The sequence below is a fragment of the Clostridium folliculivorans genome, from assembly GCF_024341905.1.
GTDB lineage: Bacteria > Bacillota > Clostridia > Clostridiales > Clostridiaceae > Clostridium_AR > Clostridium_AR folliculivorans.
Map to the genome: position 1 here is coordinate 85,536 of NZ_BQXY01000006.1, position 15,914 is coordinate 101,449.

At 31.9% G+C, this 15,914-nt stretch carries 17 protein-coding genes; 8 read left to right on the forward strand and 9 right to left on the reverse strand.

Going from position 1 to position 15,914, the window contains the following annotated elements; genetic code table 11:
- Nucleotides 1-431 precede the first annotated feature (431 nt).
- Nucleotides 432-584: a PIN domain-containing protein gene (locus tag OCU55_RS16715; protein WP_261853434.1), complete on the forward strand. Its 153-nt coding sequence runs from the start codon at nucleotides 432-434 to the stop codon at nucleotides 582-584.
- Between the two features lie 84 nt (nucleotides 585-668).
- Here OCU55_RS16715 and rfbB read toward each other — a convergent pair whose 3' ends face one another.
- Together rfbB and OCU55_RS16725 are read right to left on the reverse strand one after the other, a co-directional pair.
- Nucleotides 669-1,724: a dTDP-glucose 4,6-dehydratase gene (rfbB, locus tag OCU55_RS16720; RefSeq protein ID WP_261853435.1), complete on the reverse strand. Its 1,056-nt coding sequence runs from the start codon at nucleotides 1,722-1,724 to the stop codon at nucleotides 669-671.
- 94 nt (nucleotides 1,725-1,818) lie between these two features.
- Complete coding sequence (locus OCU55_RS16725; RefSeq protein WP_261853436.1) at nucleotides 1,819-3,006, reverse strand: MerR family transcriptional regulator; 1,188 nt, start codon at nucleotides 3,004-3,006, stop codon at nucleotides 1,819-1,821.
- 238 nt (nucleotides 3,007-3,244) lie between these two features.
- Here OCU55_RS16725 and OCU55_RS16730 point away from each other — a divergent pair, with 238 nt between their 5' ends.
- The 7 genes from OCU55_RS16730 to OCU55_RS16760 all read left to right on the forward strand — a co-directional run bounded on the left by OCU55_RS16730 (nucleotide 3,245) and on the right by OCU55_RS16760 (nucleotide 8,544).
- Nucleotides 3,245-3,733 (forward strand): 2'-5' RNA ligase family protein, encoded by a 489-nt coding sequence (locus OCU55_RS16730; RefSeq protein ID WP_261853437.1) that lies wholly within the window; start codon nucleotides 3,245-3,247, stop codon nucleotides 3,731-3,733.
- 213 nt (nucleotides 3,734-3,946) lie between these two features.
- Entirely contained in the window at nucleotides 3,947-4,816 is an 870-nt protein-coding gene (locus OCU55_RS16735) for a hypothetical protein (RefSeq protein WP_261853438.1), read from the forward strand.
- A gap of 94 nt (nucleotides 4,817-4,910) precedes the next feature.
- The gene (locus tag OCU55_RS16740; RefSeq protein WP_261853439.1) at nucleotides 4,911-5,642 is read left to right on the forward strand and encodes an ABC transporter ATP-binding protein; all 732 of its coding nucleotides are present in this window, start codon (nucleotides 4,911-4,913) and stop codon (nucleotides 5,640-5,642) included.
- A complete protein-coding gene (locus tag OCU55_RS16745; protein ID WP_261853440.1) occupies nucleotides 5,635-6,381 on the forward strand; it encodes an ABC transporter permease in 747 nt (248 codons plus the stop codon). The genes OCU55_RS16740 and OCU55_RS16745 overlap by 8 nt, the downstream gene beginning before the upstream one ends.
- 19 nt (nucleotides 6,382-6,400) lie before the next feature.
- On the forward strand, nucleotides 6,401-7,024 hold the full coding sequence (locus OCU55_RS16750; protein ID WP_261853441.1) for a DedA family protein: 624 nt from the start codon (nucleotides 6,401-6,403) through the stop codon (nucleotides 7,022-7,024).
- 364 nt (nucleotides 7,025-7,388) lie between these two features.
- Nucleotides 7,389-7,964: a phosphatase PAP2 family protein gene (locus tag OCU55_RS16755; RefSeq protein WP_261853442.1), complete on the forward strand. Its 576-nt coding sequence runs from the start codon at nucleotides 7,389-7,391 to the stop codon at nucleotides 7,962-7,964.
- Between the two features lie 16 nt (nucleotides 7,965-7,980).
- Nucleotides 7,981-8,544: an undecaprenyl-diphosphatase gene (locus OCU55_RS16760; RefSeq protein ID WP_261853443.1), complete on the forward strand. Its 564-nt coding sequence runs from the start codon at nucleotides 7,981-7,983 to the stop codon at nucleotides 8,542-8,544.
- 244 nt (nucleotides 8,545-8,788) lie between these two features.
- Here the strand turns inward: OCU55_RS16760 and OCU55_RS16765 are convergent, their stop codons facing one another.
- The 7 genes from OCU55_RS16765 to OCU55_RS16795 all read right to left on the reverse strand — a co-directional run bounded on the left by OCU55_RS16765 (nucleotide 8,789) and on the right by OCU55_RS16795 (nucleotide 15,781).
- On the reverse strand, nucleotides 8,789-9,532 hold the full coding sequence (locus OCU55_RS16765) for an ABC transporter permease (RefSeq protein WP_261853444.1): 744 nt from the start codon (nucleotides 9,530-9,532) through the stop codon (nucleotides 8,789-8,791).
- On the reverse strand, nucleotides 9,529-10,284 hold the full coding sequence (locus OCU55_RS16770) for an ABC transporter ATP-binding protein (protein ID WP_261853445.1): 756 nt from the start codon (nucleotides 10,282-10,284) through the stop codon (nucleotides 9,529-9,531). Before OCU55_RS16770 ends, OCU55_RS16765 begins: the two co-directional genes overlap by 4 nt.
- Before the next feature lie 17 nt (nucleotides 10,285-10,301).
- Nucleotides 10,302-11,267 (reverse strand): ABC transporter substrate-binding protein, encoded by a 966-nt coding sequence (locus tag OCU55_RS16775; RefSeq protein WP_261853446.1) that lies wholly within the window; start codon nucleotides 11,265-11,267, stop codon nucleotides 10,302-10,304.
- Nucleotides 11,260-11,847 carry a UbiX family flavin prenyltransferase gene (locus OCU55_RS16780; protein ID WP_261853447.1) on the reverse strand — a complete coding sequence of 196 codons (588 nt, stop codon included), beginning with the start codon at nucleotides 11,845-11,847 and terminating at the stop codon, nucleotides 11,260-11,262. The genes OCU55_RS16775 and OCU55_RS16780 overlap by 8 nt, the downstream gene beginning before the upstream one ends.
- 298 nt (nucleotides 11,848-12,145) lie before the next feature.
- Nucleotides 12,146-13,015 (reverse strand): UbiA-like polyprenyltransferase, encoded by an 870-nt coding sequence (locus OCU55_RS16785; RefSeq protein ID WP_261853448.1) that lies wholly within the window; start codon nucleotides 13,013-13,015, stop codon nucleotides 12,146-12,148.
- The gene (locus OCU55_RS16790; RefSeq protein WP_261853449.1) at nucleotides 13,002-14,450 is read right to left on the reverse strand and encodes a menaquinone biosynthesis decarboxylase; all 1,449 of its coding nucleotides are present in this window, start codon (nucleotides 14,448-14,450) and stop codon (nucleotides 13,002-13,004) included. The genes OCU55_RS16785 and OCU55_RS16790 overlap by 14 nt, the downstream gene beginning before the upstream one ends.
- A gap of 47 nt (nucleotides 14,451-14,497) precedes the next feature.
- A complete protein-coding gene (locus OCU55_RS16795) occupies nucleotides 14,498-15,781 on the reverse strand; it encodes an aspartate aminotransferase family protein (RefSeq protein ID WP_261853450.1) in 1,284 nt (427 codons plus the stop codon).
- Between the last annotated feature and the right edge of the window lie 133 nt (nucleotides 15,782-15,914).

Sequence of the window (15,914 nt, forward strand, 5' to 3'; positions counted from 1 at the left end):
TAAAAAAGTATAAAGCTTTTATTCCTGTTAAACCTAGGGATTTCAAAGATTATATAGGTGGAATATATACAATAGGATGGGAAATTCTCCTAATACACTTAACTAATGAACATAAAATATTGGACAGACCAGAATATATATTTGATAATCCTATTACCATTAATAGTTAACAGAAATATCGCTTAGTTTTATTAGATAGGAGTGGATTATCTATACATGGGACGTATTTGAAAGAAAATCAGTAATATTACAAAATATTGTCATACAAGATGTATATAGATGCATATATTCAGAATGGTTTCCTTCTTCATCAGGTATTGATAAAAGTCTCGTGCATACAAAGACATTCTTGAGATGACGAGCAATATACATGTGAAGTCGGATTCCTATAAGAAAACGAATGAACTTTTGAGTAGAAAGGGGGGAATATAATGGCAAAAAACAAGAGAGGCAAAGGTATCAAAAAAATTCTTAATTGGAGAGGAACTTGCCCTGTTTGCAAAAGAGGTGGAGTTAAGCTTCTTTGGGATAAAGTTACTGAAAATGGAACAATAAAAGTATGTAAGGTATGTGGAAATAAATAAAATAGTATTTTTTATCAAGGAGCAGCCATAGATTTACTTTAATTAAATCTATGGCTGCTCAAATAATTTTCTGCTAGGCTGATTTTATTTATTGTTATACATCTTATCATAATAATTTTTATAGTCCCCGGAAGTAACATTTTCTATCCATTGTCTATTATCTAAATACCACTGAATAGTCTTAACGATACCAACTTCAAAAGTAGTCTCAGGATACCAGCCTAGATCTTCTTTTATCTTATCTGGTGCTATACCATATCTTCTATCATGACCTTTTCTATCTTCTACATATTTTATTAGGTCTTCAGTTACAGTGTTATCAACATGTTCATGTATATAGGCTATGACAGTTTTGACTATTTGGATATTAGTTCTTTCGTTATGTCCGCCAACATTATATACCTCACCGATTCTTCCATCGTTAATAACCATATCTATAGCCTTACAATGATCTTCTACATAAAGCCAATCTCTTATATTTAATCCATCACCATAAACAGGTAAATCCTTATGGTTTAAGCAGTTGTTAATAAGTAATGGAATTAATTTTTCTGGGAAATGATATGGGCCGTAGTTATTTGAACATCTCGTTATAGTTACAGGCATATTGTAGGTATCAAAATAAGCTTTTACCATAAAGTCAGCTCCAGCCTTGCTTGATGAATATGGACTGTGAGGATCAAGTGGAGTTGTTTCCATGAAGTAACCTGTTTCTCCAAGTGAACCATATACTTCATCAGTAGATACTTGATGATATCTTACTCCTTCCTTCCATCCATTTTCTCTTTCCCATGCAATTTTAGCGCAATTTAGTAGATTTACTGTGCCTAAAACATTTGTCTGCGCAAATATTTCTGGTTCCTTTATGCTTCTATCAACATGTGATTCTGCAGCAAAGTTAACAACATAATCTATATCATATTTTTCAAAAAGTGATGTAACGAGCTTCTTATCGCAAATATCTCCTTGAACAAATATATAACTAGGATTTCCTTGAACATCCTTTAGGTTTTCAAGATTACCCGCATAAGTTAGTTTATCTAAATTAATGATTGTTATGTCACTATATTTTTTGAGCATGTAAAGAACGAAATTTGAGCCTATAAATCCAGCTCCTCCTGTTACTAAATAAGTTTTCATAATAAGTTTTCTCCTCTCAATATATCTATTTAAAAAATTATCCGGATAAAGTTTTTCGAAGTTAAAATAAGCCTAATCTAAAAATACATATCTATTACTTTTGGCATACAAATAACCCAGCATATTTTGATACTTTAAATATGCCTGTTTTTTCAACCTTTGCTTTAACATACTTTTCAAACTCGTCATATCTGCCAGCTAGTATTTCATGCTGATTCCCGTGACAAGATAATATATAATCCAATAAGGGCTTGTATTGATCTATAATTAATTTATCTTCGTAGATAAGTTTCTCCATAGTAGGAAAGTAATCTATAAGCTGTGCTTTGCCATTTTCTAATCCAAAGATCTCTTCCAAATGTACTTCAGATAAAGATATCCTGCTATCAAAACTTTTTGTAAGAGTTTCAATTTCTTTCATATGCTTTAATCCGTAGGTACTGCAGTAAAAATGGCCACCTTTTTTTAAAACTCTTTTTATCTCTGAAAAAGCCTGTTTTCTGTCTTTAACATAGAAAATCATATGATTTGCAACTACTTTATCAAAGCTTTCATCTTCATAGGGTAAGTTGACACAATCTACAATATGAAACTTCAGATTTGCTTTTAATTCTTTAAGATTTTCTTTACTGTCATTTAGCATTCCATGAGAAATATCAGATAATACTATCTCCGAGCTCTCTGGAATCTTATTCTGAGATTTCTTCCAAAGCTGACCATCGCCGCAACCTATCTCAAGAATTTTATCTTTCTCACAAACACATATTTTATCAAATATCCAATTGAACCAGCCATATTTATTTACACTAAACTTGTCATGAAGATTTATTCTTACTTTTAAGTTTCTAGAATCCTTATATTGGGTTGATAAATCCTTCTCCATATTTGTAACGTGTATGATGTCTACTATCTTGCTCCAATCAGGATCATCTTCTTCAACAACCTTCTTTGCCTCAATAATTGATTTTTCTATAAGCTCCAGATGGTTGATTTTATTTCTTACCATTTCCAGCTGTAAATCTAGTGAGTTCTTTAAACTATCAATCTTTGAATCCTCTGAAATAACTAAAGCTGCGATATCCTCTAAAGAGAATCCTAAATACTTTAAGGTCAGTATAACTTGAAGTTTTGCAAAATCTTCATCAGTATATAGCCTATATCCAGCTTCACTGAGGCTTGAAGGCTTTAATAGTCCTTTGTTATCATAAAATCTTATGGTTCTTATGGTGACTCCTGCCTTTTTAGCAAATTCACCTGCCGTGTAAAAATGTTTATCTCTCATAATATTTATCACCCAACTTAATTATAAGCGGTTACCTTAGGTAAGGGTCAATAGTTTAATTTTTACTATAAAAGAAATTATGAAATTGGATGTTGACAATTTTTGTATGAAAAAATACAATTGTTGGTAATATAGAAATTGATGAAAAAGAAAGCAGTTGTTAAATATGCAAACAGAAAGAGCTGTACCATATAGTTAAAAATTTATAGAGATATTTTATTGAAAGGAAGTGTCATTCATGGAAGATAAGATCTTATGTATTTTAGCTCAGTATGATGAAAAAACTCAGCAAAAGTTAAGAAATGTTCAAAAAGTCTTACTTGAAAATGGATTTGTAGGACGACAAACAGCGGATGTCCCTTATCACATGACCCTTGGGACATTTAAACTATCTGAAGAGGAAAGTCTTAGAGAAAAAGTAAAAGAAGTATCTAAAAATTTTAGAGGCTTTGATATAAGACTAAATAATATTGGATTGTTTGAGCTTGATGTGTTGTTTATAGCGCCTTTAGTAAATTATGAGCTTCTAAATTTGCAGAAGTTTTGCAGTGATGATAATGAGTGGACAGCCCATACAACACTATTAATTGATGATCATGAAGTGATTCATAAAGCATTACCAATTGTAGCAGAGAGGTTTAAAAGTTTTGTGGGTAGGGTAGAGTCTATAAGTTTATATGAATTTTGGCCAACTCGGTTAATTTTAGAAGAAAATCTTAAGATATAAATATCATTGAAAAGAGGTGGAAGAACTTATTTCTTTTACCTCTTTTCATTTTATAAACTAAAGATAAACAATAATTTAATAAAAATGTAAGATTATTTTAATCTGAATTTAATCTACATTGTACACAATGATTAATGTAGAAATGCTTGCATTTTAAATTTGATAAAGAGTTGAAAAACTTTTTAAATATATAGATGATGGAGGTTTGACAATATGAAAAAGAAAAATATTGCAATGCTTACTAGTTTGGCATTAGGAGGTACTTTGTTATTTGGAACGGCTCTAGTAAATGCATCACAATTGTCAGGTTATGAAACATATAAAGGAGCTGTTATGGATACTAAAAACTTGAAAAATGAAACAGCTGCTCTAAAGGTTTCAATAACTGATAACGGAACTACTCTTGCAGATTTAACTGAAAACTTGAAACAAAATCAAGGAGCTAATGCAATGAGTAGCATTACTACAATAAAAACAGCCAACACTACTAAAACTATTAGTAATTACTTACAAGATGGAAAGCGTGTACAAAAGTCAAGTGACAGTAGTGATTACCTAGTTTCAGGTACTGGAAATAAAAAATTCCAGAATAAAGAAAAAACTGAAAATCCTCAGGTAGTACAGGGAGTAGGAGTAATAATTGATACCCTTGTAGGAAGCATGAAGGATGGAGTAACTGCAAGTGACAATGGGGATGGGACAAAAAAGGTTAATATACAATTGAGTGATAGCCAGGTGACTCCATTGGTAAATGCATTAGTTTCAATTGCTATGGCAAAGGATAATAATGAATTTGCAGATAAAAATGAAAAGGCTGACATGAAGAATCTTAAAAATGTAATTCCACAGCTTCAAAGTGATGTAAAGGTAGTAAGTGTTGATTCTACGGCTGATATTAGTAAGAATGATACAATTGCAGACCAAACAGCTAAGATTGTTATCTCAGGAAAAGATGCAGCTGGAAAAGTTCATACTATTGAAATTAACGCTAATATGGAACTTTCAAACATAAACAGCACCACTCCAGATAAAGTAGATTTAACTGGTAAGCAAGTTAAGACTATGGAAAATAAGTTTAGATAAGCTTAAGATTAATTAAAATAAGTGTGAAAGATTGATAACATACATATATATGGAACTCAATCTTTCACATAACTGTTTGTTGAAGGAGAAATATATGGAGAAGGTTTTAGAAGTAAGTGGCTTAACCAAAATCTATAACAATGGCAGAGGCGTGAAAAACATTAGCTTTCAAGTGGCTAAAGGAGAAATATTTGGCTTTCTTGGTCCAAACGGAGCTGGTAAAACAACTGTAATGAAATCAATTGTTGGATTAAATAATTTTCAAAGTGGAGAGGTCAAGATAATGGGATTTGACCTGAAAAACCAATTTGAAGAAGCCTTAAAAGCAGTTGGCTCAATAATTGAAACAGCTGATGCCTATGAATATATGTCTGCATATAACAATTTGAAAATAGTAGGAAGATTTTATGGTGGTATAAAGGAATCAGATATTGATAACATTCTTGAAGTAGTCAAACTTAAAAAGCACAAAAATGAAAAAGTTAGTAAGTTTTCATTAGGAATGAAACAAAGATTGTCTCTAGCTATGGCACTTTTATCTAAACCTGATTTGGTTATATTGGATGAACCTACAAACGGGCTTGATATAGAAGGAACGGTTCAAATGAGGAACATGATAATAGAGCTTGCTAAAGAAAAAAATATGACATTTTTTATTTCAAGCCACTTGATTCATGAAGTAGAACTTATGTGTGATAAAGTAGCTATAATTCATAATGGAGAGCTTATAAATAATGGAGTTTCAATGAAAGATATAAAAGAAAAATATAAAAGTCTAGAAGATTTTTATATGAATGTAGTTAATGGGAGGGATAAAGATGAGTAATCTAGGGGCAAATATAATTAATGAAATTCAGAAGCTTTTTTTAAAAAAGAGAACTGTGGTATTTTTAATTGTTACTGCATTAATCAGTTTTTTGTCAGCTTTCTTTATCTCGGCAATTCAATCAAAATTAGTATTTATATCATTGACTGCTGAAAGCTTCCCCTTGATAATTTTAAGTATTATTACAAATGCATTTATCCCTTTATTTATTTTCATGCTGGCAGCAGAAGTTTTTTCAGGTGAAACTGCAGACAAAACTATGAAATTAGTTCTTACTAGGCCAATTAGCAGATTTAAGATATTCCTTTCCAAGAATATTGCTATTGCTGCATTTGTAGCTATAAACTTAGTTGCAGTTTTATTTGTAACATTATTAGCGGTAGCTGTATTTAGATTTAGTAGTATAGGTAATGTGCCACATATAATATTCAGCTATATTATAGATATAGTACCTGCATTAGTATTAGTGACTTTTGCTTCTTGTGTTGTTCAATTTTTTAAAAGTAGCAATGGTGCCCTTATTAGCTGCATTTTAACTTTTATTGGTATTAAAGTATTAGCAATATTTATTAAAGGTTTTAACAACTCTATATTCACAACTTATTTAAACTGGTATACACAGTGGTCTACTGGTGGAGCGAAGCTTTTAACACATATAAACTTGTTATTTATGCTAATTGCATACGGAATAATATTTTTTACTTTTGGATTTTATTTATTTGATAAGAAAGAATTTTAGAAATTAGAAGGAGATAGAAATGGTAGAAACGATAGTAAACTGGGCAATTTTTGTTTTGGGGAAACTAGGGTACTTTGGTGTGTTCTCATTGATGGCATTAGAAAGTGCATGTATTCCTATTCCAAGTGAAGCAATTTTACCTTTTGGGGGGTACCTAGCATCATCCGCCTATAATGGGCAGAGATTAAATCTTATCTTGGTTATATTGATTGGTACTTTAGGTGGAACCTTCGGATCAGTTTTTATGTATTATATAGCAGCTAAAGGAGGAAGACCATTAGTTGAAAAATATGCTGAAAAATTAAGATTGTCAAAGGCTCATCTTGAAATGAGTGATAGATATTTTGAAAAGTATGGAGAAAAAATAGCTTTTTTCTCAAGATTACTTCCAATTATCAGGACATTTATATCATTGCCAGCAGGAATAAGTAAAATGAATTTTAAAAAGTTTGTTGCTTATACATTCCTAGGATCATTGATTTGGAGCATATTACTCGGATATGCTGGATTTGCAATGGGAGAAAACTGGACTAAAATCCGTACATTACTTCATTTTGCGGATTATATTGTGGTGGCGGCAGTTATTGGTGTAATTGGTTACGTTATTATTAAAAAAAGAAGAAAAGCGATTGAAGAGAATTAATAATTTAATTTTGAAATCTTCTTTGTAAATTACGATAAAAGTTACATATTATAAAAGGTACAAAGTATCAATTCCAACACGGTGCTTTAACTGCGCCTTTATTTAAAATATAAATCTAATTCTGTTACCCTAAGAGTCTATTATTTAGATTTTAAGGGTTTTTATTCTTTAGAGAGATTAACATTTTAATTCTAATCTAAATTTAATGTTATTCTCAGATTGTTTTAATATTAAAATGATAATATAAAAATAGATTATTAATGAATTTTACAGCATAAGTATTAGGAAAGGGACAAGCCGTAGATTACGATTTGACACTTCTTAAATGTTGCTATACATCTTATAAGTAGAATGAGGTGATTATATGTATTTAAGCATCTTGAAGAAAATAAATGTTTTTGATAATTATATTTTGTTATCAGTGAAAAGATATTTACAAAACAAATATTTTGATAGAATAATGACTTTAATTACTAGTATGGGAAATTTAGGTGCCATTTGGGTTATTATAGCTTTAGTTTTAATTTTAGATAAAGATTACATAGTAGTTGGAGATACAGTGATACTAACATTAATTATAAGCACAATTGTTGGAGAAGGACTGGTGAAGCATCTGGTAAGACGTATTAGGCCATGTAATTTTTACAAAAATATAAATATGCTGATAGCTAGACCGGATTCTTATTCCTTTCCATCAGGGCATACATTATCTTCCTTTGCTGTTGCAGAAGTATTATCAACATACTTTAGTGAATATAAGTTGCTATTCATTGGAATTGCATTTTTGATTGCATTATCAAGGATATATTTATTTGTTCATTATCCAACTGATGTCATAGCTGGAATTATAATTGGGACACTATGTTGTAAATTAGTATTTGTACTTTTAAATGAAGTAGATTTAGCTGATATTAATGGATTTATACAAAGTTTAATATAGAAGGGAATAACTGAAGATGAATTTGGATTTTTTTAGATTGATAAATAATTTAGCAAATAAAAATGTAGTTATGGATAAAATAATGATTTTCTTTTCAAAAGATGTACCTTATATTTTTATGGCAATAACCGCCATAGTGTTTTTCGTAGGAATTATAAATAAAAGAGATGAGTATAGAAAAATTGCCTTTAATACCTTCCTCATTACACTAATTAATTTAATAATTAGTTTTATAATTGGAAATATATATTACGTTAATAGGCCTTTTGTTAATAACAAAGTGAATTTATTAATACCTCACCCAGCAGATGCATCTTTTCCAAGTGACCATGCAACTGGAACAATGAGCATAGCATTAGGACTTAGAAGATATAATAAGATGCTTAGCATAATATTAATGGTACTTTCATTAATCGTAGGGTTTTCAAGAGTATATGTAGGGCATCACTATCCTTTAGATATAATTGGTGCATACATTATTGTTGCTGTAACAGGACATATTTATGATTTGAAATTAAGAGATAAAGTTAATAGTTTATATGATGTTGTTGAGAAAAAAATAATAGCTATCCGTTTATAATGGATAGCTACTAAAGGGTTCCTATGTCGAAACTTAATTTATACTTGTTCGAAAATCTCGGCTTCTGGAGATTTTCGGGCATGTATAAATTAATAGTTGAGCTAGGAACCCTATAAAGATGAACCACTTCGGTCCGAAATCTATTTTTAAAACTCTCACTGGTTCTGGTGAGAGAATTTAAAAATATAAATTCCATTACGAAGTGGTTCATCTATTTTTATGCTTTTATCTACAATTAATAAAATCAGGCCTTCCAGCTACATGCAGTTTCTTCAAAAATATCAATCAAAATGAATAGACAAAAACCTAATAAACTTAGTATTATTATCCCTGCATACATTTCGTTATAGTCAATTCTGCTCCAGGCATCTAGGATATAATACCCCATACCATACTGAGTTCCGTAACCTTCGGCAAAAAATAAAATAGATAGCGCAGTTCCTATTGAAAGTCGTACGCTAGTAAGTAATTCTGGCAAAATTGCTGGCAAGGTTATATGTATGAATATTTGAAGCTTTGAGGCACCAAGACTTCTTAGGGGGTTGTAGGTTTCTGATGGAATGTTCAGAACTGAATCCCTAACTGCTACAATAATCTGAAATACAAGTATCAACACAATGATAAATATCTTTGATAAATCCCCTAGGCCAAATAACAGCATTACTACTGGAAGTAGCGCTGTTTTTGGAATTGGATAAGTAAAGTAAACTAGCGGATTTAATATTTTATTCCATACCTTTGAATAGGCCATAAGTAGACCAATTACAATCCCTATAAATAAAGATACGCTGAGTCCATATCCAACCCTGTATAGACTGACTAAAACATGTATATAAAGCTTTTCGCTGAATATGTTGCCAATGTTAAGATATACATCCGTAGGCTTCGGAAGTACCCTCATATGAATTATGCTAGCAAGAAGGTACCACAGAATGTTGAATAGCACAAAGCCTTGAACAAATAGCTTAATTTTCTTTAATGCCTTCATATTTTCCATCCCTTTTTTATTATAGTTCTAAGCTGTGATGATAATTTTAGATATTCTTCACTTTCTCTTAAATGCTCAGTATTAAACAAAGGATTATCTATTATTTTAACAATGGTACCAGGACAGTGGGACATAATTACAATTCTCTTTCCCATGTAGATAGCCTCTTCTATGCTATGAGTAACGAAAACGGTAGTTGTTTTATACTGATTCCACATATCAATGAAAAGTTCCTGAGCCTCTTCCCTTGTTAAAGCATCTAAGGCTGAAAAAGGCTCGTCCATTAAGAGTAAATCAGGATTCATGATAAAGGCTCTAGCTATAGAAACCCTTTGCTTCTGTCCTCCACTGAGCTCATTGGGATATCTGTTTCTTAATGAATAAATATCTAATCTATTTTGGATGTAATCAATTCTCTCATTAATGGAACTATCTAGGGCTTTACCTTTTATCTTAAGAGCCAAGGTGCAGTTTTTCTGAACATTTTTCCATGGAAGAAGTCCAAAGTTTTGAGGTATAAAACCAATATTATGTTTCTTAGGAGACAGCTGTTCACTATTTAGTTTTACTTCACCTTGATAATCCTTTATTATGCCGCTCAGTACATTAAGTAAAGTAGATTTGCCACAGCCTGAGGGACCAATAACCGCATATATGTCTCCAGGGGCGATTTTCATACTGACAGGCCCAAGAGCTGTTACTAAATTTCCCTGAGATTTATAACTTACTGAAAGATTATTTATATCTAACATAGGAGGCCTCCGTAAAATTATTTAATTCCTATATCATTCATTACATCTTTAGGTGTTAAAGTCTTTTTAACAAGTCCATTTTTTACGGTCCAATCAATAACTGCTTGAACATCAGCTTCCTTAGGTAGAGCATTTTTCTTAAACTTAGGTAAGTTAAGCTTTCCTTTCATATCAGCTGGATAACCAACAGATTTTATAATTGTATCTTCATATTCAGAAACAGGTGTATTATTTAAGTAATCTACAGCTTCATTGTAAGCTTTGTAAAATGCTTTAATTTCTGAACTCTTTGAGTCTATTGATTTCTGAGTAAAAGCTGTTACTGAAGAGTAAACATTAATATCGCCTGCACTACCAAGACGTATTCCACCATCTTTTAAAGCAAGAGAAGCAAAAGGTTCAGGCAGAAGAGCTGCATCAATATTACCGTTTCTAAGCATTTCAAGTCTTGTAGGAATAGCTGGAACTATAGATTTTTTTACTTCTTTAGGGTCTATAGAATTTTTTTCTAATATCTTATCTAGAGAGTATTCTATAGAAGTTTTCTCAGAGATTGCTACACTTTTACCTTTTAAATCAGCAACTGATTTTATTCCTGATTTTGAGTTTGCGATAAGCATGAAATCACCATTGGTAACTCCAGTTATCTTTACATCAAAGTCGGCATTTTGATAAAGAGAAATTGCTATTTCATCACAAATAACTCCATCTAAATTTCCAGCTTGAAATGCAGCATCCCTATCTTTAGAGTTTTTGAATGTTTGTAGATTAACGTCTACACCTTCCTTTTTGAAATATCCTTTTTCATTACCTATTACAAGTACAGCAGCATCTACAGAAGACATCGCTCCAAAGTTTAGTGTCTGCTTAGAAGAAGTTTTTGTAGATGTTGAAGCTCCTTCCTTTACAGGTGAGCAGGCAGCTAAGGACAGCACAAGTGCTGAAGAAGTTAATAAAGCTAATATTTTTTTTAGTTTAATCATTTTTGTGGTCCTCCCATTTTGTAAATAATGTATTTTCTATAGAAAGTGAATCTAAAATCTTTCCAACAACGAAGTTAATTAAATCATCCATGCTTTGAGGCTTATGATAAAAACCTGGCACAGCTGGTAGAATAGTAACTCCAAGCCTAGAAAGCTTTAGCATATTTTCAAGATGTATTGCGTTCAGTGGTGTTTCCCTAGGAACTATAATAAGTCTTCTATTTTCTTTTAAAGAAACGTCTGCAGCTCTGCATAATAAATTCTTAGCCAGGCCCATGCTGATTTCTGCTAAAGTTCCCATGGAGCAAGGAAGTATAATCATAGCATCAAATTTATAAGAGCCACTTGCAACTCCAGAGAATAAGTTGTCTATATCTTCAAGCTTCATATGCTCATACTTTTCTCTTAAACTTAAAAACCACTCATCAAGATCAATGGAAGTTTCGTATTTCATAACCTTTTTGCCATTATCAGTGCAGATTATATGTACAAAGACTTCTTTTTTTAAAAGTTCTTCAATTAATCTTAGTGCGTATATACTTCCACTTGCACCTGTGATTCCAACAACTATTTTTTTCATATGTAATCCCCTTTGGATAATTTATATTTTTTCAAAGCTATATATTTTAGGCTTTATTTAAGAATACAATGGAAAATTATGTGGCACTATAGAGATACTATTATGAGCAAGCTATTAGAATTAAATGATTTTTGGATATGAAATACCGTTAAGAAACTGTATTTGTCCGAACGTAGTGAGTTTATACAGTTTTAGGTATTTCATAGGAGAAAATCATATTAATTCTTTGCGAAGCTCATTCGAGTATCGGAATAGGGACACATTATTTTTAATAAGGTACATTAGTATAGCCTAATTGTTATATTAGTGCATCAATAACTCCGCATACTAAAAATGTAATGCTAATTATCTGATTTATACCGTATGAAGCTATTTTTACATTGGTTAAATTATTTGGTGAAACCATCTTATGTTCAGCAATAAACAAAACAGATATGATTGCAAGTCCAATGTAATAGATAACGCCTAAATGACTGCTTAAAATTCCTACTATAACTAATAAGCCTAAGGTTATACCGTGAAAAAGAGTAGAAATATGTAGAGCATTACTTACTCCAAATCTTGCAGGTATTGAATGTATTCCATTAGCAGTATCAAAGTCATAATCCTGTGCTCCGTATATTATATCGAAGCCTGCAACCCATAGAGTGTTAGCGGCACCCATAAAAAGAGGAAGCCAAGAGATTTTTCCTGTGATTGCAAGCCAAGCTCCTACAGGTGCGGCTGCTGAGGTGATTCCTAAAACCAAGTGACAGGCCCAAGTAAAACGCTTTGTATAGGAGTAAATAACCATCAAAAATAATGCTATTGGTGATAGAATTAAGCATAATGGATTTAGCATTGCGGCAGAGATAACCATTAATAAAAAACATCCTACAACAAATAATATTATTTCCTTCTTTTTCATTAAGCCTTGAGGCAACTGTCTTGTAGCTGTTCTTGGGTTTTTAGCGTCTATTTCGGCATCAATAACTCTGTTGATAGCATTTGCTCCTGTTCTTGCGCCCATAAAGGCAAGTAGTATCCAAAATATCTTATAAGGAGAAGGAAGTCCATTACTTGCTAGTAGCATAGAAATAAGTGCAAAAGATAAAGAAAAAATTGTGTGTGAAAACATAACTAATATTCCATAGTCATGGATCTTTTCTATAGCTTTATTCAATATCATATTCAGCCCATCTCCTTGAAACAAGATCTTTGATATCATCTGACATTTCAATATCATCTGGCCATTCTCTAGTATGACCTTCAGTTGTCCACTTCTTAGTAGCATCTATACCCATTCTATAGCCATAATGAGGAAGATTAGATGCATGGTCAAGAGCATCTAGAGGACCTTCAGAAATAACCACATCTCTTTTGGCATCAATATTATTAAAGACCTTCCAGGCTACAGTTGATATGTCTTTAGGATCAATATTTTCATCAACAACAATTATCATTTTTGTATACATCATTTGACCAATACCCCATAGGGAGTTCATTATCTTTTTAGCATGTCCAGGATAGCGTTTTTTGATAGAAACTATAACACAGTTATGGAAAACTCCTTCTAGTGGAAAGTTAAAATCAATTATTTCAGGGTATTGCATCTTTAATAAAGGTAAGAAGATTCTTTCTGTAGCCTTACCCATATAGCAGTCTTCCATAGGTGGTTTACCTACAACAGTGGCTGGGTATACTGCCTTCTTTTTATGAGTTATGCAAGTTACATGAAATACTGGATAGTAGTCTGCGAGAGAATAATATCCTGTATGGTCCCCAAAAGGTCCTTCAAGTTTTAAATCTTCATTAACATCAACATAGCCTTCTATAATAAATTCAGCATCTGCTGGAACATATATATCATTAGTTATAGATTTAACAAGCTTAACCGGAGATTTTCTTAAAAATCCTGCAAACATCATCTCATCGATACTTTTTGGAAGTGGAGCAGTTGCAGAATAAGTAATTGCTGGATCACATCCAAGAGCCACGGATACAGGCATCTTACCCCCTAAAACTTTATATTTTTCATAAATCTCTCTGCCATCTTTATGCAAATGCCAATGCATTCCGGTGGAGTTTTTGTCATAAACTTGAAGTCTGTACATTCCTGTGTTTTGAATTCCTGTTTCAGGGTCCTTAGTCATAACAAGTGGAAGAGTTATAAAGCGGCCACCATCTCCAGGCCAGCACTTTAATATTGGAAGTCTTGAAAGATCAGGATCATGATCTATAACTTCCTGACAAGCACCTTTAGTAGGTAATTTTATAGGAAATACTGTTGCCATTCTAGTAAGTCTTGGAAGAGACTTGATTTTCTTCATAAGTCCAAGATAGTTTGACATATCTATAAATTCTTCGATATCACTTCCAATATCATCTAGCTTTTCAACCCCCAAAGACATACTCATTCTCTCATAAGTGCCCATAGCATTTATAAGGACAGGATATTCTGATCCTTTTACATTTTCAAATAATAGAGCAGGTCCATATTTCTTTGATACTCTATCAGTTATTTCAGTAATTTCTAGTTCTGAGTCTACCTCTGTTTTTATTCTTTTAAGCTGGCCTTTATCGTCCAAATGTTTAATAAAATCTTGCAAATCTTTGTAAGCCATAAGTTTTCTCCTTTTGTAAAAAGTTTTAAGATTTAATGTATTAATATTTAAGTATATTGAAGTTGTATTTTTTCTAAAACCTTAGCTAAGCTTTCAATCATTGAAGCTATATCTTCTTTTTCAATAACTAGAGGAGGTTGGAAAGCTAGGACATCTCTATTCAAACCATTTTTTCCAATTAGAAAACCATTATCCTTCATCTCTTCCAAAATAATATCTGTAATTTCAGCAGAATCTACTTTATTATTTGATGTTTTAATTTGTATACCAAGCATTAGACCAGCACCTCTAACTTCAGCTATAAATGGTGAGGAAAGCTTTTCTAGTTCTTGTCTTAAGTAAGAACCTAATTCCTTTGACCTTTGAACTAAGTTGTTTTTCTCAATATAAGTTAAAACACTTAGTGCAGTTTGAGCTGCCACAGGATTACCTCCGAAGGTAGAAGCGGAAGGCCTGTTAAAGGACTTAGCTATTTCATCAGTGGTTGAAAAAGTGGATATAGGAATTCCATTTCCGAGTGCCTTAGCAGTAACAATAATATCAGGAACTACGTCGTAATGCTCTACGCAAAACATTTTACCAGTTCTTCCATAGCCAGTTTGGACTTCATCACAAATCAGCAATACATTATGTGAATGAAGCAACTCTAATACTTTCTTCAAATAATCTATTGGATACATTATGATTCCGCCATTACCTTGAAGAGGCTCTAATATCATTGCACATATTTCATCACCATGTTCTTTTAAAACTGCTTCAAGTTGGAGCAAAGATTTTTCCATTGCCTCTTCATATGTACTGTCTGGAGAGTAAGGTCTTACAATGAAAAAAACATTATCATTTACTAAATTATCATCTAATCTCCACATTGGTATTCCAGTAACGCTTAGAGTTAGATGAGTTCTTCCGTGTAATGCACCAGTTAATGCAATGAACTTGTTTTTTTTAGTATGGAGTCTCGCAAGTGCCATAGCGCCTTCATTTGCTTCAGAACCCGTAACGCAAAAGAAAGTTCTTTGGATATCTCCAGGAAGTATGTCAGATAGTTTTTCAGCAAGTTCTACCATAGGCTGAGTTAAATAAAGTGTGGTTGTATGCTGTATTTTACTTAATTGCTCAATAGTATCTTTAAGAACTTCTGGATTTGAGTGTCCACAATTCATAACAGATACACCAGCAAAGAAATCAATATATTTCTTACCATTGTGATCAAAAACATACTGCATAGATCCGCTAACTATTTGAGGTGGATTTTTATAAAAGTTAGAGGTAGCAGGGAAGAAATAATCTTTTCTTTTTGTCATGATATTATCAGGACCCATATAATTCATAATTTAAATCACTCCTTATGTTTGTAGAATATGAAAAACTTAGTTATTTTTCACACCCATTTATGAAAATTTAATTTATGTTTGTTCTAAAATTACAGTTTCTAGCAATTTTAGTGCAAGTATAAATTAGTAA

What these genes read in the sequence shown, in the direction of transcription:
- OCU55_RS16795 (WP_261853450.1), bottom strand. Translation starts at nt 15,781, where the DNA reads ATGAATTATATGGGTCCTGATAATATCATGACAAAAAGAAAAGATTAT.
- OCU55_RS16785 (WP_261853448.1), bottom strand. Translation starts at nt 13,015, where the DNA reads ATGATATTGAATAAAGCTATAGAAAAGATCCATGACTATGGAATATTA.
- OCU55_RS16745 (WP_261853440.1), top strand. Translation starts at nt 5,635, where the DNA reads ATGAGTAATCTAGGGGCAAATATAATTAATGAAATTCAGAAGCTTTTT.
- OCU55_RS16775 (WP_261853446.1), bottom strand. Translation starts at nt 11,267, where the DNA reads ATGATTAAACTAAAAAAAATATTAGCTTTATTAACTTCTTCAGCACTT.
- OCU55_RS16715 (WP_261853434.1), top strand. Translation starts at nt 432, where the DNA reads ATGGCAAAAAACAAGAGAGGCAAAGGTATCAAAAAAATTCTTAATTGG.
- rfbB (WP_261853435.1), bottom strand. Translation starts at nt 1,724, where the DNA reads ATGAAAACTTATTTAGTAACAGGAGGAGCTGGATTTATAGGCTCAAAT.
- OCU55_RS16780 (WP_261853447.1), bottom strand. Translation starts at nt 11,847, where the DNA reads ATGAAAAAAATAGTTGTTGGAATCACAGGTGCAAGTGGAAGTATATAC.
- OCU55_RS16730 (WP_261853437.1), top strand. Translation starts at nt 3,245, where the DNA reads ATGGAAGATAAGATCTTATGTATTTTAGCTCAGTATGATGAAAAAACT.
- OCU55_RS16760 (WP_261853443.1), top strand. Translation starts at nt 7,981, where the DNA reads ATGAATTTGGATTTTTTTAGATTGATAAATAATTTAGCAAATAAAAAT.
- OCU55_RS16755 (WP_261853442.1), top strand. Translation starts at nt 7,389, where the DNA reads ATGTATTTAAGCATCTTGAAGAAAATAAATGTTTTTGATAATTATATT.
- OCU55_RS16725 (WP_261853436.1), bottom strand. Translation starts at nt 3,006, where the DNA reads ATGAGAGATAAACATTTTTACACGGCAGGTGAATTTGCTAAAAAGGCA.
- OCU55_RS16790 (WP_261853449.1), bottom strand. Translation starts at nt 14,450, where the DNA reads ATGGCTTACAAAGATTTGCAAGATTTTATTAAACATTTGGACGATAAA.
- OCU55_RS16740 (WP_261853439.1), top strand. Translation starts at nt 4,911, where the DNA reads ATGGAGAAGGTTTTAGAAGTAAGTGGCTTAACCAAAATCTATAACAAT.
- OCU55_RS16750 (WP_261853441.1), top strand. Translation starts at nt 6,401, where the DNA reads ATGGTAGAAACGATAGTAAACTGGGCAATTTTTGTTTTGGGGAAACTA.
- OCU55_RS16765 (WP_261853444.1), bottom strand. Translation starts at nt 9,532, where the DNA reads ATGAAGGCATTAAAGAAAATTAAGCTATTTGTTCAAGGCTTTGTGCTA.
- OCU55_RS16735 (WP_261853438.1), top strand. Translation starts at nt 3,947, where the DNA reads ATGAAAAAGAAAAATATTGCAATGCTTACTAGTTTGGCATTAGGAGGT.
- OCU55_RS16770 (WP_261853445.1), bottom strand. Translation starts at nt 10,284, where the DNA reads ATGTTAGATATAAATAATCTTTCAGTAAGTTATAAATCTCAGGGAAAT.